This window comes from Burkholderia ubonensis, from assembly GCF_902833085.1.
GTDB lineage: Bacteria > Pseudomonadota > Gammaproteobacteria > Burkholderiales > Burkholderiaceae > Burkholderia > Burkholderia ubonensis.
The window spans coordinates 285050-305278 of record NZ_CADFEB010000002.1 but is presented as its reverse complement, the minus strand read 5'-3'; the positions used below and the strand labels follow the sequence as shown (position 1 = coordinate 305278).

Genomic DNA, 20229 nt, shown 5'->3' with positions numbered 1-20229 from the left:
CTGAAACAGCCTGAGCGGATATTGTGAATTCAACGGCACGAATCGACGCGCCGGGATAACGACGAAAGACGCTCATCATGGCCACCCTGTTCACGCTCAAACGCACCACACGCGTCACCCTGCTTGCCTTCGCCGCGCTGGCCGCGCTGCCCACCGCGTTCGCCCAGTCGACGGGCGCGCCGCCGTACGCGGCCGCCCGGCAACAGCAGCAAGGCGATCCGCCCGGGCGCGTCGCACGGCTCAATTACCTGTCCGGCGCCGTGACGACCGAGCCGGCCGGCACCGATACCTGGTCGTACGCCGCCGTGAACCGGCCGCTGACCACCGGCGACCAGTTGTGGAACGACGCGGGGGCGCGCTCGGAGCTGCACATCGGCTCGACCGCCGTGCGGCTCGGTGAATCGACGAGCCTGTCGGTGATGAACCTCGACGACACGACGACGCAGCTGAAGGTCGGCCTCGGCTCCGTGTCGACGCACGTGCGTTCGCTGCCGCCCGGCACCTCATATGAAATCGACACGCCGAACCTCGCGCTCGGCGTCGCCGGCCCCGGCGACTACCGCGTCGACGTCGCGCCGAACGGCGCGAGCACGACGGTCACCGTGCGGCGCGGCAGCGCGACCGTCTACGGCGACAACGGCCAGTACCCGCTGTCGGCCGGGCAGCAGGTCGTGTTCACCGGCACCGGCCTGCAGGTCGCGCAGCAGGCGCAGGCGCCCGGCCTCGACCCGTTCGACCAGTGGGCCGCCGGCCGCGACGGCAACGAGGAGCGCTCGGTGTCGGCCCGCTACGTGTCGCGTGACATTCCCGGCTATCAGGACCTCGACGCGAACGGCACGTGGCGCGAGGACCCGACCTACGGCGCAACCTGGGTGCCGAACGACGTGCCGGAGGGCTGGGCGCCGTACCACGACGGCCACTGGATCTGGCAGGCGCCGTGGGGCTGGACCTGGGTCGACGACGCGCCGTGGGGCTTCGCGCCGTATCACTACGGCCGCTGGGCCTATGTCGACGACAGCTGGGCGTGGGTGCCCGGTCCGGTCGTCGTCAGCGAGCCGCCCGTCTATGCGCCGGCGCTCGTCGCATTCGTCGGCGGCGGGGGCGGCGGCTTCGACTGGAGCATCGGGCTCACGGTCGGCGGCGTCGCCGCGGCGGGCTGCGCGTGGTTCCCGCTCGGCCCGGGCGAACGCTGGCATCCGGGCTGGGGCGGCTGGAGCCCGCATTACTACGACCGCGTAAACCGGAACATCGTGGTGAACAACGTCAACGTCAACGTGAACAAGACCGTGAACGTGACGAACATCACCAACATCAACAACACGTACATCAATTACCGCGCGCCGCATGCGATCACGGCCGTGCCCGCGACCGCGTTCGTACACGGCCAGCCGGTCGCGCACTTCGCGCAGCACGTCGACCCGCAGCAGTGGCGCAACGCGCACGTGACGCCGGGTACGCCGGGCATCGCGCCGGTGCGCCAGAGCTTCACCGGCGGGCTGCGCAACGCCGCCTATCGGCCGCCGGCCGCCATCGCGCAGCATCCGGTCGTCGCGACGCGCAACCCGGCCGTGCCGCCCGCGTTCCGCGACCGGGCGGCCGAGCATCTGGTCCAGCAAGGCGCACGCGTGCCCGGCGCGGGCGCGCCGGTGGTGAAAACCAGCGTGCCGCCCGACTACACGCCGCGCCCGGTCAAGGTGCCCGGCAATCCGCACGAGAGCGGCTGGGCGATGCGCAACGTGCAGCTCGTCAATCCGCACGGCCCGGTCGTGCAGCCGACGCATGCGCAGGCCGAAGGCCAGCCCGGCGCCGCGCATGCGGGCCCATCGGGCCCATCGGGGCCGTCCGGCCCGTCCGGCCTCGCCGCGGCCGGGGTCGGCGCTGCCGCCGCCGGCCTGGGCGCGGCTGCGCTGATGGGCGCCATGCACGGCGGCCACCCGGCGAACGGCGAGCCCGCGAATGCACCCCACTTGATGAACGGCGCCGCGCCGAACGCGCCCGCGGGCCAGCATGCCGCCGCGGCGCCGGGACCCGGCGTCCCGCATCCGCCATCGCTCGGCAACGCGCCCGACCTGCGTGGCGGCGCGCGCGCCGCGCAGGCCGCGCCTGCACCGTCGCCCGCGTGGATGCAGCCGCACCCGCCGATCGACCGGCAACGCGCGGCGCCCGGCTCGTCCGGCGCGCCGACCGCGACCCATCCGGCGGGACAGAACGCGCTGCCGCCGGTGCGAAGCGCGATGCAGCCGCCGCGCCCGGACGCCGCACCGGCGCCGGCGGCGCGGCCGGCCGAAACCGCGCCGACGCCACGCGCATTGCCGAACCCGCGCGCAGACCTCGCCGCCCCGACGCCGCAACCGCGCCCCGATTTCTCCGCGCCGGTCCAGCACGGGCAGCCGCGGCCCGACAACGCGCCCGCGGCGCCGCGTCCGCGTGGCGACTACGCGCCGCCCGCGCCGCGCCAGGACGTCGCGCCGCCGCGTGCGAACGAATATCGCCCGCCGGCGCCCGCTCGCGAGGCGCCGCGGCAGCAACCGCCGGCGATGCAGATGCAGGCCTTGCCGCGGCCGCAACTGCCCACGCCCCATGTGGAAGCCCGGCCGCAGATGCAGGCGCCGCATATGGAACCGCGCCCGCAGATGCAGGCACCCCGGATGGAGCCGCGGCCGCAGGCACAGCCGCCGCGCATGGAGCCACGGCCGTCAATGCCCGCACCGCACGTCCAGAGCAGCCCTCCGCCGCAAGCGCCGCACAACAACGGTCATGACGACCGCCATCACCAGTAAGCGCCTGCGCAGGTGAAAAAAAACCCGACCGGCGCAAGCCGGTCGGGCCTTCGTACGAAGCGGGACGAGCGTCGCGCGCGGCGATCAGACGGCCATCGGCGCGGTCAGCGGCTCATGATGCCGGTAGCCGACGAGCGAGAAGTCGGACGGCTCGACCTTCTCCAGCCATTCGGGCGCGTACACGCCCGTCTGCGCATACTCCGGCACGCGATCGGCGATCGCGAGCCGCGGGCTCTCGTACGGCTCGCGCGCGAGCTGCTGCTGCAGCATGTCGAGCTGGTTCTCGTAGATGTGCGCGTCCCCGACGAAATACGTGAACCAGCGCGGCGTATAGCCGGTCAGCCGGCCGACGAGCGACAGCAGCGCGGCCCCTTCCGTCAGGTTGAACGGCGTGCCGAGTCCGACGTCGTTGCTGCGGATGTACAGGCACAGCGAGATCTCGCGCTTAGCGACGTTCGGCAGGAACTGATACAGCAGGTGGCAAGCCGGCAGCGCGATCTCGTCGAGCACCGCCGGATTCCACCCGTGGAACAGGATGCGGCGACTGCCCGGGTCCTGCATGATCGTGTCGAGACACTGGCGCAGCTGGTCGATCGCCTTGTACAACAGCACCTTCGGCGCACCGTCCTCGTCGAAACGCGCGACGATCCGAAAGCCGTGGCCGGTCGCGTCGGCGATCTGCGCGTCTGCGCCCGCGTCGAGCACCTTGTAGCCGGGCCACCTGCGCCATTGCACGCCGTACACGTCGCCGAGATCGTCCACGCCCTGCCGGTACGGATTCGCGAGCCATTGCGCGTTCTCGTTCGCATTGGCGTCCCACACCTTGCAGCCGAGCGCGCGGAAATCCGCGGCGCTGCGCGACGCGCGCAGGAAGCCGACCAGCTCGCCGATCGCGGATTTGAACGCGAGCTTCTTCGTCGTCACGGCCGGAAAGCCTTGCTGGAGGTCGAAGCGCAGCATCGCGCCGGGCATGCTGATGGTGCGGATGCCCGTGCGGTTCTCCTGCCAGGTGCCGGTGTCGAGAATGGTGCGAACGAGATCGAGATACTGTTTCATGCGGGTTCCTTCGGCCGCGAGGGCGGCCGTACCCGCCAATTCTAGCAAGCGTGCCGCGGAAGCTCAGGCAGCGGCGCCGAGAACCCGGCGAGCCCGGCATCGCCGCGCTCGCGCATCCCGTGCGCGCACATCAGCCGGTACAGCGTGACGCGCGATACGCCGAGCTCGCGCGCCGCGTCGGCGAACCGGCCGCGATGCCTCAGCAGCGCATGCTCGATCGCCTGCCGCTCCGCCGCCTCGCGCGCCTCGACGAGCGACACCGGCGCCAGCACCGCATATTCGCCCAGCTCGAGATCCGCCGCGGTGATCGTCCGGCCTTCCGACATCACGATCGCGCGGCGCACGCGATTGATCAGCTCACGCACGTTGCCCGGCCACGGATAGCCGTACAGCGCTGCGATCGCGTCGGGCGAAAAGCCGCGCAGGCGGCGGTGCGAATCGCCCTTGAAGCGTTCCAGCATGTGCCGCGCGAGCACCTCGATGTCCTTGCCGCGCGCGCGCAGCGGCGGCTCCTCGATCTTCAGCACGCACAGCCGGTGGAACAGGTCCTCGCGAAAGCGCCCTTCGCGCATCGCCGCCACGAGATCGACATGGGTCGCGCAGATCACCCGCACGTCGACCGGAATCGACACGTGCGCGCCGAGCCGCTCGATCTTGCCCTCCTGCAGAAAGCGCAGCAGGCTCGCCTGGCTTTCGAGCGGCAGGTCGCCGATCTCGTCGAGGAACAGCGTGCCGCCGTGCGCGGCTTCGACGCGGCCGGTCTTGCGCTGGTTCGCGCCGGTGAACGCGCCGCGCTCGTAGCCGAACAGCTCGGCCTGCAGCAGCGTCGACGGAATCGCGCCGCAATTGATCGCAATGAACGGCGCCTGCGCGCGCGGCGAGCGCTCGTGGATCGCGACGGCCGTCAGCTCCTTGCCGGTGCCCGACTCGCCGGAGATGAACACCGGCGCATCGGTCGTCGCGACCCGGCGAATCATCTTGAAGAGCGCGAGCATCGCCTCGCAGGTGCCGACCATCTCGCCTTCGCCGCGCCCGGCGCCCGGCTGCGGCGTGACCGGATCGGTCAGCGCGACCATCCCGTGCGCATGGCCGATCGTCTCGACGATGCGCGACGTCTCGAACGGCATCGTCACGTAATCGAAGCAGTAGTCGCGAATCAGGTGCCGCAGCGCGGCGTCCTGCAACTGATCGCGCAATGTCGCCGCGATCCAGCCGATATGCGGAATCGTCAGGCAGGGCTCCAGCTCGCGCAGGTCGGCCGGCTTGAAACCCGACGAGAATTCGAGCAGCCCGGCCGTCGCGACGCCGTGCTGCACGACACGCCGCACGTCGCGCACGGTTTCGGCGAGATCGACGCACCAGCCGCGCGCGTCGAGGTGCCCGCGCAACGCATCGCTCGGTTCCCGGGAGAAATAGATCACGTGCCGTGCTTCGGCTTCCATATGCCCACCCCGTTCATCAACCGTCTGACGATTACCGACGCATGCCAAGTCGCATGCAAAAATCGAATCGGGTCCATGCCCAGGCTGGCTCGATTCACCATGCAATGCGAGGCAGTGCCACACCTCGCATGATGGCGCTCACGAAATCGCGGACAGCGGCCGCGGGTCTCTTCGCGTGTGGTTGTTCTTTGGTCAAGACAGCTTAGTTATAGGCATCGATCGAGACAAGCCGATTTCAACGCCACGCGCGTGTTCGAAAGGCAACCCGAACGAACCGGAAGCTCGCCATTCCTCTGCGTATAACCGCAGGCCCCAGGCTGCTTTTCATATCGACACGTAGGCCGATTGTCGTCCGCGAAGCGAATTGCTTGAATCAGCAGTACTCCCAAGGCCCCTCGTTTCAGAGCTGAAACAATTTCTCCTCGTTTCGCTGCGCGCGCTGCCGCACCGTCGGGGTGGGCGCAATCGCGACAACGATCCTGGCGCAGTGGCATGTATTTCGCTGGTATCAGTGCACACCGGAGATACGCCATGCGAACCCTTCATCGCCTTTCCATCGCCTGGATCGACGTCGCGTTCACAGCCGCGTCGCTACAGGTCGCGGCGATCGCACAGGAAACCACCCAGGGAGGTGTGCCCGACACCATGCTCGCGTCTCCGGCAAACGACGCTACATGGATGAAGCGTTACACGCAGGTCGACGAGCGCCGGCCTGCGCTCCAGCCGGCCAGCACATCGGACGTCGCGCTGGCGCCGTCGTCCACACCCGGCAACGGCACGGTCACGCTGTGGGACGAGATTACCCCGCCCGCGCCGCTTCCGGCTCCCGTGAATACGCAGCAAGCATTGCAGAGCCGCGTCACGTCACCACCGAACAAGTGACGACCGCCGGACCTTCGATATCGCAGCCCTGTCGCGCCCACCACTTCTTTCAATGAATCATCCACGAGATCCGTCATGATCGCGCTGCCCTGTCCTCTTCCCGACAGGCCGATGCAGGCAATCGCCGGCACCGGGTGCGGCGCGCCGGATGTCCGGATGGCGTCGCACATTGCAGACGCGAGCCGATCACTCATATCGGATTACGAATCATTTTTCGAATTCACTCGGCGCGACGGGCAGGCGTGCCCGCCAGACGCACGCAACATCGTCGGGAGCAATGCGATCGAATGCGCCGAAACCCGACGCCCGCCAAGCTGCGGCAAACGGTTTTGTGCTCCGTCCCCCGGCGGGCACTCTTTTTACACGCTCGATGCTGTTTTTACACGCTTCCTCGATCAGGCCATCACGTGATGGAGCACACCGTGAAGCACACGCCACATTCCGATTCGTCGGCCGGACATGATGCCGGCGACGCAAACACGCCCCTGCCCGGACACCTGTGCGCGCTCGCGCCGGCCGGTGCGAGCGGGCATGTCGGAATGTCGGGTGAGGCCGGTCAGCCGTATTGCGTCGACGCTCGGCGCATGACGATGTCGCGCTCTCCAAGGGCTCGACGCAATGCTCTGACGGATCCACCGGAGACCGCGCATGGTCCGTATGTCCGGTAAACGATCGCTACGGCTGCGACGGATGACTGACATGGCAATCCGCGCGAACCGCACCGCCGCATTCGCGCCGTCGAATCCCGACGGCCGGGATGCGTATGGCCACGGCGCTGCGAACCGGTTGCGAACCGCTTCATACCGTTCCACTGCATTTTGCGAACGGCGCGCTCGACAATGCACGCCGTCCGTCGCTCGCCGTATACCGCATGATCGAATCCGGCCGATTTCATATCCGGTTGCATACACAACCGATGCACGCGTAACGCTCCGTCAGACGAGCGTCCCGCCAACGCTGCACGACGGCACATTCACCAGGAGATGACGCACGGCACGCAAGCCGTGGAACCGAATTTGCATGGCATCGATATGCCATTCCGGACGCCCGCCCCCGAACCCGTCGGTCCGCGGCCAGGCCGTCCAACCCGGGGGAGGGAACATGTCGCAACAGCAGCCGCCCGCGATCGGCTTGCCCGCTGACCCGCTGCACCATGCGCGCACGGCGCTGCCCCTGCGCGCGCGGGGCAAACGCGTCAGCCGGGACCAGCTCGAGGCGAACCCGACAACATTCCATGAACTGGCCGCGGCGGCCTCTCCGCGTCGGCCGACAGCATGCCGACCCGCGGCGCTCGCCCGGCATCGCGCCAGGCGCCTCGCGCCAACCGCATGTGCCACCGCGCGCCATACACCGACCATCGTGTCGCGTGCCGGCCGCCCCCATACCTTAAAGAAACTCTCGGCGACGAAGATGCCAGCCGCGTTCGGGCGCACGTCCGACACACCGGCCTGGATCGCCGCCCTGCGCCCTTCGTCCACTTTCCGAAGCGCGCTTACGCAGCGAGGTTATCGTGCATGACTCCCATTCCGTCACCTCAGCCGCCCCGCAGGGCTTCGTGCCGCGACTGACGATCGCGTGCTCGGACGGCGCCGCCGCTCACGGCCACCCGCATGCTGTCCGGCCGCTCGTGTATCTGTCCCGCCACCCTGACGCGACGCTCGTTGCGCATCTGCTCGAGCGCCGCTGGGACGTGCTGCATGCGAGAAGCGCACACGACGCGCAGCGGCTCGTGAAGCCGGAAGCCGCACATGCGGGCATCGTCGATCTCGACGGCTTCGTGGCGCGCGATCTCGCCACGCTCGAGCCGATCCTGCGCCATCAGCAGATCGGCTGGATCGCGCTCGCCGACTCCACGCGCCTCGCCGAGCCCGACATCCGCAAGCTGATCCGCCAGTGCTGCTTCGACTATCTGAAAGACGCGCCGACGCTCACGACGATCGACTACCTCGTCGGTCACGCGTACGGAATGATGACGCTGTGCGACCTCGATCTCGCGACCGACGTCGCCGCAACCGGCGACGACGAAATGGTCGGCACCTGCGATGCGATGCAGAAGCTGTTCCGCACGATCCGCAAGGTCGCCAACACCGATGCGACCGTGTTCATTTCCGGGGAATCGGGCACCGGCAAGGAACTGACCGCGCTCGCGATCCACGAGCGCTCGTCGCACCGCAAGGCGCCGTTCGTCGCGATCAATTGCGGCGCGATTCCGCATCATCTGCTGCAATCCGAATTGTTCGGCTACGAGCGCGGCGCATTCACCGGTGCGCACCAGCGCAAGATCGGCCGCGTCGAGGCCGCGCATGGCGGTACGCTGTTCCTCGACGAGATCGGCGACATGCCGCTCGAGAGCCAGGCAAGCATGCTGCGCTTCCTGCAGGAGGGCAAGATCGAACGGCTCGGCGGCCACGAATCGATTCCGGTCGATGTCCGCATCATCTCGGCGACACACGTCGACCTCGAGGCGGCGATGCGCGACGGCGCCTTTCGCGCCGACCTGTTCCATCGCCTGTGCGTGCTGCGCATCGACGAGCCGCCGCTGCGCGCGCGCGGCAAGGACATCGAACTGCTCGCGCATCACGTGCTGCTGAAGTTCCGCAGCGACAGCGCGCGGAAGATCCGCGGCTTCACGCCCTGCGCGATCGAGGCGATGTACAGCTACCCGTGGCCGGGCAACGTGCGCGAGCTGATCAACCGGATCCGCCGCGCGATCGTGATGGCCGACGGCCGGCTGATCTCGGCTGCCGACCTCGATCTCGGGCCGTACGCCGCCCAGCAGTCGTCGACGCTCGCCGAGGCCCGCGAGCACGCGGAGAAGCGCGCGATCGAGGCGGCGCTGCTGCGCCACCGGCACCGGCTCGCGGAAGCCGCCGCGGAACTCGGCATCTCGCGCGTCACGCTGTACCGCCTGATGGGCGCGCACGGGCTGCGCGAGCTGTCCGACGCCGAGCAGCGCGCGGCGGCGGGCGGCGACGAGCACCGGGGATAGATGCGGCGAACGGATCGAGCCGAACTCGACGAGCGATGCGCGCCGGCATTCCGGTAGAATCGGCGCCGTTCCCGCTTTCCCCTTTCCTACGTTCATGACGACGCTGACCCTGATCGTCGCGCGCGCCCGCAATGGCATCATCGGCCGCGACAACCAGTTGCCCTGGAAACTTCCAGAGGATCTCGCCTTCTTCAAGCGCACGACGATGGGCGCGCCGATCGTGATGGGCCGCAAGACCCACGAATCGATCGGCCGGCCGCTGCCCGGGCGCCGCAACATCGTCGTCACGCGCGACGGGGCGCGCCGCTTCGACGGCTGCGACACCGTCACGTCGCTCGCCGACGCGCTCGCGCTCGCCGCGCGCGACGGCGCGCCCGAAGCGTTCCTGATCGGTGGCGCGCAGCTCTATGCGGAAGGCCTCGCGCTCGCCGACAAGCTGGTCGTCACCGAGATCGACGCCGATTTCGACGGCGACGCGTCGTTCCCCGCACCCGATCCCGCGCACTGGCAGGAAGTGTCGCGCGATTCGCACCAGGCCGCCGCGCCGAACACGTTCGGCTACGCATTCGTCGTCTACGAGAAAAAGCGCGGCTGACGCGCGCTCATGAAAAAAGCCCGACCGGCGATTTGCCGATCGGGCCGTGCTTGTCGGGGCACCGGCCTGGCCGGCGCGGGCCGCGCGACGCGGCTTACTGCCCGGCGATCGTCATCTGCTCGATCAGCACCGAGCCGGTTTCCTTCGTGCCGCGCACGATCGAATCCGCGCCGATCGCGACGATGTGCCGGAACATCTCCTGCAGCGTGCTCGCGACCGTGATCTCCTCGACCGGGTACTGGATCACGCCGTTCTCGACCCAGAACCCCGCCGCGCCGCGCGAATAGTCGCCCGTCACGTAGTTCACGCCCTGCCCCATCAGCTCGGTCAGCAACAGGCCCGTGCCGAGCTTCTTCAGCATCGCGTCGAAATCGTCGCCCGACTGCGTGTTGCTGCTGCGCAGCGCGAGGTTGTGCGAGCCGCCGGCGTTGCCGGTCGTCTGCGTGCCGAGCTTGCGCGCCGAGTAGGTCGACAGGAAATAGCCCTCGACGACGCCATCCTTGACGACGCTGCGCGCGCGCGTGCGCACGCCTTCCTCGTCGAACGGCGCGCTGCCCATCGCGCGCGGCACGTGCGGATCCTCGACGATCTGCACGTGCGGCGCGAACACCGGCTTGCCGAGGCTGTCGACGAGGAACGAGGTCTTGCGGTACAGCGCGCCGCCGCTCACCGCCTGCACGAACGCGCCGAGCAGCCCGGCCGCGAGCGGCGCCTCGAACAGCACCGGCACCTTGCGGGTGTCGAGGCGGCGCGCGCCCATCCGCGCGAGCGCACGCTCGGCCGCATAGCGCCCGACCGCTTCCGGCGCCGCGAGGTCGGCCGCGCTGCGCTTCGACGTGTACCAGTCGTCGCGCTGCATGTGGCGGCCGGTGCCGGCGATCGGCGCGCAGGCGATGTAATGGCGCGAATACGGATAGCCGGCGAGGAAGCCGCGCGACGTCGCGAGCACGAACTGCGAATGCTGCGCGGACACGCTCGCGCCTTCCGAATTGCGGATCTGCGGACTGACCGCGAACGCGGCGTCTTCCGCGCGGCGGGCAATCTCGACCGCGTCGTCGGCGGACAGCTCCCACGGGTGGTAGAGGTCGAGGTCGCGCGGCGCCGTCTCGAGCAGTTCGGCCTCGGCGAGCCCGGCCGCGTCGTCCTCGGCGGTGAAGCGCGCGATGTTGTATGCGGCGGCGACGGTGTCCTTGATCGCGGACGGCGAAAAATCCGACGTGCTCGCATTGCCGCGCTTCTTGCCGATGAACACGGTCACGCCGACCATCTTGTCGCGATTGTGCTCGATCGTCTCGACCTCGCCGCGGCGCACCGACACCGACAGGCCGTCGCCTTCGGAGATTTCGGTCGCGGCGTCCGACGCGCCGAGCGCCTTCGCGTGCCGGAGGATGTCCGAGGCGATTTCTTTCAGCTGATCCTGCGTATGCGGGAAATAGCGCGCTTGCGTGTCGAGATTGGCAGCCATCTTCGTTTTATCCGGTGGCGGGCTCGCGGCCCGCGTGTTCAAAATGTCGTATTCCGCGATCATATCAGTGTGCGCCGGGGCCGTTTCATTTCGGGTCCGGGATACCGGAACGGAGAAGCTTGGGGCGGCCGCGGCGCGATACAATGCCGCCCATGACACGCAAAACCCGTATTCAGCCGATCGAGCACGCCGACGACGACGCCGGCCACGGCTACGATCGCCCCAGCAAATCCCAGTTGAAGCGCGAAATGCACGCGCTGCAGGAACTCGGCCAGGCGCTCGTCGACCTGCCGAAAGACGCACTCAAGCGCATGCCGATGCCCGAAGACCTCGCGGATGCGGTGCGCGAAGCGCGCCGCATCACCGATCATGAAGGCAAGCGCCGCCAGCTCCAGTACGTCGGCCGCGTGATGCGCTCGCTGACCGACGACGAGACGGCCGCGCTGCGCACCGCGCTCGACGCGCAGCGCGGCGTGAACAAGGCCGCGACGGCCCGCCTGCACTGGATCGAACGCACCCGCGAGCAGCTGCTGGCCGACGACGCCGCGCTGACCGAATTCGTGCGCCAGCATCCGGACGCCGACGTGCAGGAAGGCCGTACGCTGATCCGCAATGCCCGCAGGGAGGCGCAGCAGAACAAGCCGCCGCGCTACTTCCGCGAGCTGTTCCAGTGGATCAAGACCGCGAGCGGCGCACCTGACGCGGACGACGACGAAGACGAGTCCGCCGGAGAGGATCATGGCGACGAAGCGTAACCATCCCGACGAGCTGGTGGTCGGCCTCGTGTCGATCAGCGACCGCGCGAGCACCGGCGTCTACGAGGACAAGGGCATTCCGGCACTGCAGGACTGGCTCGCCGCCGCGCTGAGTTCGCCGTGGCGCGCCGAGACCCGGCTGATCCAGGACGACGCCGCGACGATCTCCGCGACGCTCGTCGAGCTGGTCGACACGGCCGGCTGCGACCTCGTGCTGACGACGGGCGGCACCGGCCCGGCGCGCCGCGACGTGACGCCCGAGGCGACGCTCGCGGTGGCGACGAAGGAAATGCCGGGATTCGGCGAGCAGATGCGGCAGATCAGCCTGAATTTCGTGCCGACCGCGATCCTGTCGCGGCAGGTCGCGGTCATCCGCGAGACGGCCGACCATGCGGCGCTGATCATCAACCTGCCGGGCCAGCCGAAATCGATCAAGGAAACCCTCGAAGGGCTGCGCGACGCGGACGGCCGCGCCACCGTGCCCGGCATCTTCGCCGCGGTGCCCTATTGCGTCGACCTGATCGGCGGCCCGTACATCGAGACCGACGCCGCGGTGGTCGCGGCGTTCCGGCCGAAGAGCGCGCAGCGCGCGCCGCGCTGACGCGGCGCGGTGGAGCAAACCGGCCCGCTCAGGCGGCCGGCGCGGATTCGCCGGCCGGCGCCGGCGTGGCCGGGATCAGGAAATGCTCGCGGTAGTACTTCAGCTCGTCGATCGACTCGTGGATGTCGGCCAGCGCCGTATGCATCGCGCGCTTCTGGAAGCCCTTGTAGATCGCCGGCTGCCAGCGGCGGCACAGCTCCTTGAGCGTGCTGACGTCGAGGTTGCGGTAATGGAAGAAGCGCTCGAGGTCCGGCATCCAGCGCGCCATGAAGCGGCGGTCCTGGCAGATCGAATTGCCGCACATCGGCGACTTGCCGGGCGATGCGTACTGCGAGAGGAACGCCTGGAGCTGCGCGGCGGCGTCCGCTTCGGTCACGGTCGACGCACGCACGCGGTCGATCAGGCCCGAGCGGCCGTGCGTGTTCTTGTTCCAGTCGTCCATCTTCGCGAGCGTCGCGTCGCTCTGGTGGATTGCGAACACCGGGCCTTCGACCGCGATCTCGAGCGTCGAATTGGTCACGACGACCGCGATCTCGATGATGCGGTCGTTATCCGGGTCGAGGCCCGTCATTTCCATGTCGAGCCAGACGAGATTCAACTCGTTGCGCACGAGTTCGGGCTGGCTGGCGGAAGCGGGGGTATCGGTCATGAGTCATCCTGGAAAATGGCGGACAGCGCAAGGCGCCGCCCCGGCGGCCGGTTTCGCGTCAGCGGGCCCGGTCCGCAAGAACATATAATTCTCGCATAGAACCCTTTGGCGCCTTCGATGTCACCTTTTTCGTTCACCCTGCTGTTCGCGCTCGCCGTGCTCGCGATGGTCGTCACCAAGCTGTGGCTCGCGTCGCGGCAGGTCCGCTTCGTCGCCGCGCACCGCAACCGCGTCCCTGCCCGCTTCAGCGCGACCATCCCGCTGTCCGCGCACCAGCGCGCGGCCGACTACACGGTCGAGCGCACCCGGCTGACGATGCTCGAGATCGTCGTCAGCGCGGCCGTGCTGGTCGGCCTCACGCTGCTCGGCGGCGTCGGCGCGCTCGATGCGCTGCTGTCCGGCTGGCTCGGCCGCGGCTACGGGCAGCAGGTCGCGCTCGTCGCGGCGGTGTTCGCGATCACGAGCGTGATCGACGTGCCGTTCGAGTATTACCGCCAGTTCGGCATCGAGCAGCGCTTCGGCTTCAACCGGATGGCCAAGCGCCTGTTCTTCACCGACATGCTGAAGAACGTGCTGCTCGGCGCCGCGCTCGGCCTGCCGCTGCTGTTCGTCGTGCTGTGGCTGATGAACCAGGCCGGCAGCCTGTGGTGGCTGTGGACGTGGATCGTCTGGGTCGCGTTCCAGATGCTCGTGCTGCTGATCTACCCGAGCTTCATCGCCCCGCTCTTCAACAAGTTCGAACCGCTGAAGGACGACGCGCTGCGCGAGCGCATCGAGTCGCTGATGAAGCGCTGCGGCTTCGCGGCAAAGGGCCTGTTCGTGATGGACGGCAGCCGCCGGTCCGCGCACGGCAACGCTTACTTCACCGGCTTCGGCGCGTCCAAGCGGATCGTGTTCTTCGACACGCTGCTCGCGCGGCTGTCCGGCGAGGAGATCGAGGCCGTGCTCGCGCACGAGCTCGGCCATTTCAAGCGCCGCCACGTGATGAAGCGCATGCTCGTGTCGTTCGTGCTGAGCCTCGCGCTGCTCGCGCTGCTCGGCTGGCTCGCGCAGCGCGTGTGGTTCTATACGGGGCTCGGCGTCACACCGTCGCTCGACTCCAGCAACGCCGGCGCGGCGCTCGTGCTGTTCTTCCTCGCGATCCCCGTGTTCCTGTTCTTCGCGACGCCGATCGGCAGCCTCACGTCGCGCAAGCACGAATTCGAGGCGGACGCATTCGCCGCCAGCCAGACCGACGCGCAGGATCTCGTCAGCGCGCTCGTGAAGCTGTACGAGGACAATGCGTCGACGCTGACGCCCGACCCGGTCTACACGGCCTTCTACTATTCGCACCCGCCCGCGTCGCAGCGGATCGACCGGCTGCTGCAGCGCGCATGAGCCGGCCGACCTCCCCCCGCAAGCCGGCCCCGCGCGCCTCGGGCGCGGCACGCGCCGAAGGCCGCGTGATCGCGGCGCACGGCCGCCACTACATCGTCGCGCCCGACGAAGGCGGCCCGATGCTGCAGTGCTTCCCGCGCGGCAAGAAGAGCGACGTCGCGGTCGGCGACCGCGTCGCGTACGAGCGCACGTCCGCCGACCAGGGCGTGATCGTCGAGATCGGCGAACGCCGCAACCTGCTGTATCGCTCCGACCAGTTCAAGTCGAAGCTGTTCGCGGCCAACCTCGACCAGCTGCTGATCGTGCTCGCAACCGAGCCCTATTTCAGCGAGGACCTGCTCGGGCGTGCGCTGATCGCCGCCGACGCGAACGACCTGAAGCCGCTCGTCGTGCTGAACAAGATCGACGTCGAGGCGGCGCTGCCGGTCGCCCGCGAGCGGCTCGCGCCGTATCGCGCGCTCGGCTATGACGTGCTGGAACTGTCGGTCAAGGGCGCGCCCGACGACGCGCGTGCGCAGCTGATGCCGCATCTGGCGGGCCATTCGACGATCCTGCTCGGCCAGTCGGGGATGGGCAAGTCGACGCTCGTGAACCTGCTCGTGCCCGACGCCGAAGCCGCGACGCGCGAGATCTCGGCGGCGCTGAACAGCGGCCGGCACACGACGACGTTCACGCGGCTCTATCCGCTGCCCGGCAGCGACGGCGCGCTGATCGATTCGCCGGGCTTCCAGGAATTCGGCCTCTATCATCTGACCGAAGGGCGCCTCGAGCGCGCGTTCCCGGAGTTCCGCCCGCTGCTGGCGGACTGCCGTTTCTATAATTGTCATCATCTGCACGAGCCGGGCTGCGCGATCCTGGAAGCCGTCGCCGACGGCCGCATCGCGCCGTCGCGGCACGCGTTGTACGCGCAACTGGTGCACGAGGCGAGCCAGGTCGTACGTTGACGTCCGGACGGCGCGCACGGAGCGCGCTGCGCGGCCGGGCCACCCTGCCCCGCGCAATGCCCGTTGCCCGGCCCGTCACCGACAGGAGCGATGATGCGTTTCAAGGCGCCGGATCTTGCGACCGCGCAGCATTGGGCCAATGTCCTCGAGGCGGCCGGCGTCGGCTGCGAGCTGCACAACCGCTATGCGACGGGCGCGCTCGGCGGCCTGCCGGCCGACGCGTGCGCGCCCGAAGTCTGGCTCGACGACGAACGCGACGAAGCGCTTGCGCGGCGCCTCCTAGACGCCGCGTCGCGCGGCCCGGCCGCCGGCGCGACGCCCTGGCGCTGCCCGCAGTGCGGTGAGTCGCTCGAAGCGCAATTCACCGCCTGCTGGCATTGCGGCGCGGTGCGCGACCCGCGCGACGGCTGACGCACAGCAAAAAGGCCGGCGTCGAGCCGGCCTTGTGCGTTCCGCTCCGGGCCCTGCGTCAGGACACCCAGACCGCGATCGTCAGCATCAGCAGCAGGATCATCCACAGAATCACCGCGCGCCACACGAGGCCGACCGCCGACTGCAGCGTGCGCGGCGTGCAATCGTCGCCCACCGTCAACGGGCCGCTTTCACCGACCGCCAGCGCGTCGAGGCTCGACGGCTCGGCGAGCGGCCCGGCCAGCCGCGCGCCGAGCGCCCCGCTGCCCGCCGCCAGCAGCACGCCGTCGTTCGGGTCGGGCCACTGGCGCGTGTGATTGCGCCACGCATAGATCGCATCCTCGAAGTTGCCGACGATCGCGAAGCCCAGCGCAGTCAGCCGCGAGGGCACCCAGTCGATCACGAAGAACGCGCGCTGTGCGAACGTCGAGAAGGCGGCGGTGCGGTCGTCGGCCGGCGTCGACCAGCTGCGCGCCAGGTATTCGGAAATGCGATACAGCACCGCGCCTGCAGGGCCGACCGGCAGCACGTACCAGAAGAACACGCCGAACACGTGGCGATGCGACGCGACGACCGCATGGATCAGCGTATGGCGGACGATCTCGCCGACCGGCATGTCGACCGTGTCGATGCCCGTCCACTCGTGCAGGATTTCGCGCGCGCGCGGCACGTCGTCGTTGTTCAGCGCGAGATGGATATCGGTGAAGTAATGGCTGAACTGGCGGAAGCCGAGCGTGAAATACACGACGGCGACGTTCCACAGGAACGCGAGCACGAAGCTCACCTTGTACAGCAGGAAATAGATCAGCGCGACGACCAGCACCCACGGCAGCACGACCGCGAGCCAGGCAAGGATGCCGTGCTTCTGCTTGCCTGCGTCGAGGCCATGCGCGACGGTTTCCGCATGAAACTGAAACAGGGCGAACACCGGATTGCTCGGCGACAATGCGCGGACCTGTTCGATGATGAGGGCGAGAAGAACCGAAAAGAAAGTCATGCGTAGCGCCGTCTTCGGGTTATGTCATTTTTTGCATAACGATAGCACAGCGTAAGCCGGGCATGGCTGCCGACGCCTGCGGCCGTCCGCGCGCGCGGAACGGCGCGCATGTTCATTTCGCGACCAAGAAGCGGTACAGATTGCGCAACATGCCGGCAGTTGCGCCCCAGATGAAGTAATCTCCGCCCCCGTCGCCGCGCGGATAAGGCATCGCAAAAAAACGACGCTCTCCGCCGTCCCAACGGAATGTGCGGATCTGATGGTTCGCCGGATTCATCAGGAACGCGAGCGGCACCTCGAAGATCTCGGCGACTTCGAACGTATCCGCCTGCACCGTGAAGGGTGGATGCACGAGACCGACGACCGGCGTCACGCAAAAGCCGGTGCCCGTCAGGTAGTCCGGCAACGCGCCGAGGATCTCGACCTGCTCGCCGGCGAGCCCGATCTCCTCCTTCGCCTCGCGCAACGCCGTCGCGGTCGCGTCACGGTCGAACGGCTCGCGCCGGCCGCCGGGAAAGCTGACCTGTCCGGCATGATCGTTCAGGTGATCGGCACGCTGCGTGAGCAGCACGGTCAGGCCGGCGTCACGGACGACGAGCGGCACGAGCACGGCCGCGCTGCGCGGATCGACGCCTTCCACGACACGGGATTCGAAAGGTTCGACGGTCCATTCGAGCTGACGGGCAAAGCGGTCGCGCATGCCGGATGGCGTCATCCGTTCGCGATCGATGGGCGGCAGGCCGGCACTGGTGCCTTCGACCGGCAGCACTTCGGGATCGATGATGAGGCGGCGAGTCAACGGGGGCTCTCTTGATTCGAGTCGATATGAGCGTATTGTCGCGCCAGAATGAAAAAAGCACCCGGGTGGGTGCTTTTTCCTTACAGCTCTTACGCCTGGACAGCTGCGGTGCGATCCTTCGACACCAGCTTTTCCTTGATTCGAGCCGACTTGCCCGAACGCTCGCGCAGGTAGTACAGCTTCGCGCGACGCACGTCGCCGCGACGCTTCACGACGATGCTCGCCAGCAGCGGCGAGTAGGTCTGGAACGTACGCTCAACGCCTTCGCCCGACGAAATCTTGCGGACGATGAACGCCGAGTTGAGGCCACGGTTGCGCTTCGCGATCACGACGCCTTCGTAAGCCTGAACGCGCTTGCGGTTACCTTCAACCACGTTCACGTTCACGATCACCGTGTCGCCCGGGGCGAATTCGGGGATCGTCTTGCCTGCGAGCGCGCGCTCGATTTCTTCCTGCTCAAGCTTTGCAATCAGATTCATCACTGACTCCTAAAACCATCTTGTCGGCGTTTGCGCCCGCCCGTTCCCAGGCCCGGCCCCGATAGAGGATGGATTCACATCAGGCGCCGCGCACGCATGCACGGCACCGCCAATTCCCGCCCGCCAGCACCGCCTCAGGAGGCGTTCTTCGCTTCGCGTGCGAGATTCGCGAGCCACGCCTCGTCGGCACGGCTCAGCAACTTGTCGCGACGCGCCCGGTCGATCAGGTCCGGACGCTTCAGCCACGTATTCCTCAATGCTTCCTGGCGCCGCCAGCGCTCGATCTCGGCATGATGGCCGCCGAGCAGCACGTCCGGCACCCGCGCGCCCTCGTATTCCTCGGGCCGCGTGTAATGCGGACAATCGAGCAGGCCGCCGACGAAGCTGTCCTGCACGGCCGACTGTGCATCGTTCAGCACGCCGGGCAGCAGGCGCACGACCGCATCCATCATTGCCATCGCCGGCAGCTCGCCGCCCGACAGCACGAAATCGCCGACGCTGATTTCCTCGTCGACGCAGCGGTCGAGCAGGCGCTGGTCGATCGCTTCGTAGCGACCGCACAGCACGATGACGCCCGGCTCCTGCGCCATCCGCACGACGCGTTCATGCGTGAGCGGCGCGCCCTGCGGCGACATCATCACCACGCGCGGGCTCGCGACGCCCTGCTCCGCCTGCGCCGCCTTCGCGGCACCGATCGCAGCCTCGAGCGGCTTCGCGAGCATCACCATGCCCGGACCACCACCGTAGGGCCGATCGTCGACCGTGCGGTAGTTGTTCGTCGTGAAGTCACGCGGGTTCCAGGTACGCAACCCGAAGCTGCCCTGCTTAACGGCCCGGCTGGTGATGCCCCAGTCGGTCAGCGCACGGAACATTTCGGGAAAGAGCGTGACGACATCGAACTGCACCGCGCTCTCCGTAACCTGGTTCATTTAATAATCGGCTTCCCAGTCGACGACGATGCGACGCGCCGCCTGGTCGACCGTTTTGACGTACACGCCGACGAACGGAATCAACCGCTCGGCAGGCGCCGGCTGGCCGTCTTTCCCGGTCGCCGGATATTCGATGCGCATGATCGAATGCGCGCCGTTGTCGATCATTCCGATCACTTTCCCGAGCGCCACCGATTGCTCGTTGACGACGTCGAGACCGATCAGGTCGACCCAGTAGAACTCGTCTGCGTCCAGCGCCGGAAAATCTTCCCGGCGCACGGACACGCGAAAGCCGCGCAAAGCCAGCGCGGCATCGCGATCGCCCAGACCGGCGAGATGCGCGACGACCGTATCGCCATGCGTCTTCGCCTGCGTGATGCGGACGGCATGCCGCTCCGCACCTTTTTCCAGCCACCAGCAGCGCGCATTGAGCAGCGCGTCGCCGCCGCGACCGGCGTCGGCGTGGGTCATCACCTTGACCCAGCCCTTCAGGCCGTAGGCATCGACCACCGCTCCGACCTCGACGGCGTCGTCGGGCCAGGCTTGCACCGCCTCGAGGCCGCCCTGCTCGGCAGCCGCGCCGGCGTTCGCGGCAGTACCGCGCTCGGCCGGCTTGCGGACGAATGCGCCGAACGACGCTCGCCCGCGCCTTGCGTTACCGGAATCGTGACCCGCCATCAATGCACCTCGCAGCCGGCACGACCGGCACACCGTGCCATGTTAGGCAGCCGGCTGCGCCTTCTGCGCTTGCTTCACGAGACGCTCGACGGTCGGCGACAGTTGCGCGCCAACGCCTTGCCAGTACGTCAGGCGGTCCTGAGCGATACGCAGCGATTCGCCCTTCGTAGCGACCGGGTTGTAGAAGCCGACGCGCTCGATGAAGCGGCCGTCACGACGGTTGCGCGAATCGGTAGCGACGATGTTGTAGAACGGGCGCTTCTTCGAGCCGCCGCGAGCCAGACGGATGATAACCATATGAAATCCTTCGGGAAAACCGGGTTCGAAACTACTGAAACGTGCGATTATAGCCGGAAACCAGAGGCACAACAAACACTTACGCGCAAAAAATCCGCGCCCCC

The 20229-nt window shown here is 68.1% G+C and carries 19 protein-coding genes and 1 pseudogene; 10 read left to right on the top strand and 10 right to left on the bottom strand.

Features of this window, described 5'->3' with window-relative positions; all coding sequences use genetic code 11:
• The first annotated feature begins 77 nt into the window (after window positions 1-77).
• A complete protein-coding gene (locus HWX31_RS05400) occupies window positions 78-2780 on the top strand; it encodes a DUF6600 domain-containing protein (protein ID WP_175933876.1) in 2703 nt (900 codons plus the stop codon).
• A gap of 84 nt (window positions 2781-2864) precedes the next feature.
• Here the strand turns inward: HWX31_RS05400 and HWX31_RS05395 are convergent, their stop codons facing one another.
• Both HWX31_RS05395 and HWX31_RS05390 read right to left on the bottom strand, forming a co-directional pair.
• Window positions 2865-3836, bottom strand: a complete 972-nt coding sequence (locus HWX31_RS05395; protein WP_174965891.1) for a thymidylate synthase — start codon at window positions 3834-3836, stop codon at window positions 2865-2867.
• A 41-nt stretch (window positions 3837-3877) separates the two neighbouring features.
• Window positions 3878-5278: a sigma-54 dependent transcriptional regulator gene (locus HWX31_RS05390; protein WP_174965892.1), complete on the bottom strand. Its 1401-nt coding sequence runs from the start codon at window positions 5276-5278 to the stop codon at window positions 3878-3880.
• 531 nt (window positions 5279-5809) lie between these two features.
• Between HWX31_RS05390 and HWX31_RS05385 the strand changes: the two genes are divergently transcribed.
• The 4 genes and pseudogenes from HWX31_RS05385 (at window position 5810) to HWX31_RS05370 (ending at window position 9744) form a co-directional block, all read left to right on the top strand.
• Entirely contained in the window at window positions 5810-6160 is a 351-nt protein-coding gene (locus tag HWX31_RS05385) for a hypothetical protein (RefSeq protein ID WP_174965893.1), read from the top strand.
• A 75-nt stretch (window positions 6161-6235) separates the two neighbouring features.
• A complete protein-coding gene (locus HWX31_RS05380; RefSeq protein WP_174965894.1) occupies window positions 6236-6571 on the top strand; it encodes a hypothetical protein in 336 nt (111 codons plus the stop codon).
• Window positions 6572-7577: 1006 nt separating this feature from the next.
• Window positions 7578-9149: pseudogene (locus HWX31_RS05375) on the top strand (sigma-54 dependent transcriptional regulator); the annotation flags it as partial.
• A 94-nt stretch (window positions 9150-9243) separates the two neighbouring features.
• A complete protein-coding gene (locus tag HWX31_RS05370) occupies window positions 9244-9744 on the top strand; it encodes a dihydrofolate reductase (RefSeq protein WP_174965895.1) in 501 nt (166 codons plus the stop codon).
• A 94-nt stretch (window positions 9745-9838) separates the two neighbouring features.
• Here the strand turns inward: HWX31_RS05370 and pmbA are convergent, their stop codons facing one another.
• Window positions 9839-11209: a metalloprotease PmbA gene (gene pmbA, locus HWX31_RS05365; RefSeq protein ID WP_174965896.1), complete on the bottom strand. Its 1371-nt coding sequence runs from the start codon at window positions 11207-11209 to the stop codon at window positions 9839-9841.
• 152 nt (window positions 11210-11361) lie between these two features.
• Here pmbA and yjgA point away from each other — a divergent pair, with 152 nt between their 5' ends.
• A complete protein-coding gene (gene yjgA, locus HWX31_RS05360) occupies window positions 11362-11964 on the top strand; it encodes a ribosome biogenesis factor YjgA (RefSeq protein WP_279613140.1) in 603 nt (200 codons plus the stop codon).
• Entirely contained in the window at window positions 11948-12565 is a 618-nt protein-coding gene (mog, locus tag HWX31_RS05355; protein WP_059614778.1) for a molybdopterin adenylyltransferase, read from the top strand. Before yjgA ends, mog begins: the two co-directional genes overlap by 17 nt.
• Window positions 12566-12593: 28 nt before the next feature.
• Here the strand turns inward: mog and orn are convergent, their stop codons facing one another.
• Entirely contained in the window at window positions 12594-13214 is a 621-nt protein-coding gene (gene orn, locus HWX31_RS05350; protein WP_174965897.1) for an oligoribonuclease, read from the bottom strand.
• 117 nt (window positions 13215-13331) lie between these two features.
• On the opposite strand from orn, the gene HWX31_RS05345 reads away from it, so the two are divergent.
• From HWX31_RS05345 to HWX31_RS05335, 3 genes are all read left to right on the top strand, one after another.
• A complete protein-coding gene (locus tag HWX31_RS05345) occupies window positions 13332-14591 on the top strand; it encodes a M48 family metallopeptidase (RefSeq protein ID WP_174965898.1) in 1260 nt (419 codons plus the stop codon).
• Complete coding sequence (gene rsgA, locus HWX31_RS05340; protein ID WP_174965899.1) at window positions 14588-15535, top strand: ribosome small subunit-dependent GTPase A; 948 nt, start codon at window positions 14588-14590, stop codon at window positions 15533-15535. Before HWX31_RS05345 ends, rsgA begins: the two co-directional genes overlap by 4 nt.
• A 93-nt stretch (window positions 15536-15628) precedes the next feature.
• A complete protein-coding gene (locus HWX31_RS05335) occupies window positions 15629-15946 on the top strand; it encodes a putative signal transducing protein (RefSeq protein WP_029226465.1) in 318 nt (105 codons plus the stop codon).
• A gap of 58 nt (window positions 15947-16004) precedes the next feature.
• On the opposite strand, the gene HWX31_RS05330 is transcribed toward HWX31_RS05335, so the two are convergent.
• From HWX31_RS05330 to rpsP, 6 genes are all read right to left on the bottom strand, one after another.
• A complete protein-coding gene (locus tag HWX31_RS05330) occupies window positions 16005-16943 on the bottom strand; it encodes a CobD/CbiB family protein (protein ID WP_059536702.1) in 939 nt (312 codons plus the stop codon).
• Window positions 16944-17055: 112 nt separating this feature from the next.
• Window positions 17056-17742: a CoA pyrophosphatase gene (locus tag HWX31_RS05325; RefSeq protein WP_059614782.1), complete on the bottom strand. Its 687-nt coding sequence runs from the start codon at window positions 17740-17742 to the stop codon at window positions 17056-17058.
• Between the two features lie 89 nt (window positions 17743-17831).
• Window positions 17832-18221: a 50S ribosomal protein L19 gene (rplS, locus tag HWX31_RS05320; RefSeq protein WP_010091772.1), complete on the bottom strand. Its 390-nt coding sequence runs from the start codon at window positions 18219-18221 to the stop codon at window positions 17832-17834.
• A 134-nt stretch (window positions 18222-18355) separates the two neighbouring features.
• Entirely contained in the window at window positions 18356-19150 is a 795-nt protein-coding gene (trmD, locus tag HWX31_RS05315) for a tRNA (guanosine(37)-N1)-methyltransferase TrmD (RefSeq protein ID WP_174965900.1), read from the bottom strand.
• On the bottom strand, window positions 19151-19828 hold the full coding sequence (rimM, locus tag HWX31_RS05310; protein ID WP_059619304.1) for a ribosome maturation factor RimM: 678 nt from the start codon (window positions 19826-19828) through the stop codon (window positions 19151-19153). It lies immediately after the preceding gene.
• A gap of 42 nt (window positions 19829-19870) precedes the next feature.
• On the bottom strand, window positions 19871-20125 hold the full coding sequence (rpsP, locus tag HWX31_RS05305) for a 30S ribosomal protein S16 (RefSeq protein WP_010091769.1): 255 nt from the start codon (window positions 20123-20125) through the stop codon (window positions 19871-19873).
• Window positions 20126-20229 lie beyond the last annotated feature (104 nt).

What these genes read in the sequence shown, in the direction of transcription:
- HWX31_RS05400 (WP_175933876.1), top strand. Translation starts at nt 78, where the DNA reads ATGGCCACCCTGTTCACGCTCAAACGCACCACACGCGTCACCCTGCTT.
- HWX31_RS05395 (WP_174965891.1), bottom strand. Translation starts at nt 3,836, where the DNA reads ATGAAACAGTATCTCGATCTCGTTCGCACCATTCTCGACACCGGCACC.
- HWX31_RS05390 (WP_174965892.1), bottom strand. Translation starts at nt 5,278, where the DNA reads ATGGAAGCCGAAGCACGGCACGTGATCTATTTCTCCCGGGAACCGAGC.
- HWX31_RS05385 (WP_174965893.1), top strand. Translation starts at nt 5,810, where the DNA reads ATGCGAACCCTTCATCGCCTTTCCATCGCCTGGATCGACGTCGCGTTC.
- HWX31_RS05380 (WP_174965894.1), top strand. Translation starts at nt 6,236, where the DNA reads ATGATCGCGCTGCCCTGTCCTCTTCCCGACAGGCCGATGCAGGCAATC.
- HWX31_RS05370 (WP_174965895.1), top strand. Translation starts at nt 9,244, where the DNA reads ATGACGACGCTGACCCTGATCGTCGCGCGCGCCCGCAATGGCATCATC.
- pmbA (WP_174965896.1), bottom strand. Translation starts at nt 11,209, where the DNA reads ATGGCTGCCAATCTCGACACGCAAGCGCGCTATTTCCCGCATACGCAG.
- yjgA (WP_279613140.1), top strand. Translation starts at nt 11,362, where the DNA reads ATGACACGCAAAACCCGTATTCAGCCGATCGAGCACGCCGACGACGAC.
- mog (WP_059614778.1), top strand. Translation starts at nt 11,948, where the DNA reads ATGGCGACGAAGCGTAACCATCCCGACGAGCTGGTGGTCGGCCTCGTG.
- orn (WP_174965897.1), bottom strand. Translation starts at nt 13,214, where the DNA reads ATGACCGATACCCCCGCTTCCGCCAGCCAGCCCGAACTCGTGCGCAAC.
- HWX31_RS05345 (WP_174965898.1), top strand. Translation starts at nt 13,332, where the DNA reads ATGTCACCTTTTTCGTTCACCCTGCTGTTCGCGCTCGCCGTGCTCGCG.
- rsgA (WP_174965899.1), top strand. Translation starts at nt 14,588, where the DNA reads ATGAGCCGGCCGACCTCCCCCCGCAAGCCGGCCCCGCGCGCCTCGGGC.
- HWX31_RS05335 (WP_029226465.1), top strand. Translation starts at nt 15,629, where the DNA reads ATGCGTTTCAAGGCGCCGGATCTTGCGACCGCGCAGCATTGGGCCAAT.
- HWX31_RS05330 (WP_059536702.1), bottom strand. Translation starts at nt 16,943, where the DNA reads ATGACTTTCTTTTCGGTTCTTCTCGCCCTCATCATCGAACAGGTCCGC.
- rplS (WP_010091772.1), bottom strand. Translation starts at nt 18,221, where the DNA reads ATGAATCTGATTGCAAAGCTTGAGCAGGAAGAAATCGAGCGCGCGCTC.
- trmD (WP_174965900.1), bottom strand. Translation starts at nt 19,150, where the DNA reads ATGAACCAGGTTACGGAGAGCGCGGTGCAGTTCGATGTCGTCACGCTC.
- rimM (WP_059619304.1), bottom strand. Translation starts at nt 19,828, where the DNA reads ATGGCGGGTCACGATTCCGGTAACGCAAGGCGCGGGCGAGCGTCGTTC.
- rpsP (WP_010091769.1), bottom strand. Translation starts at nt 20,125, where the DNA reads ATGGTTATCATCCGTCTGGCTCGCGGCGGCTCGAAGAAGCGCCCGTTC.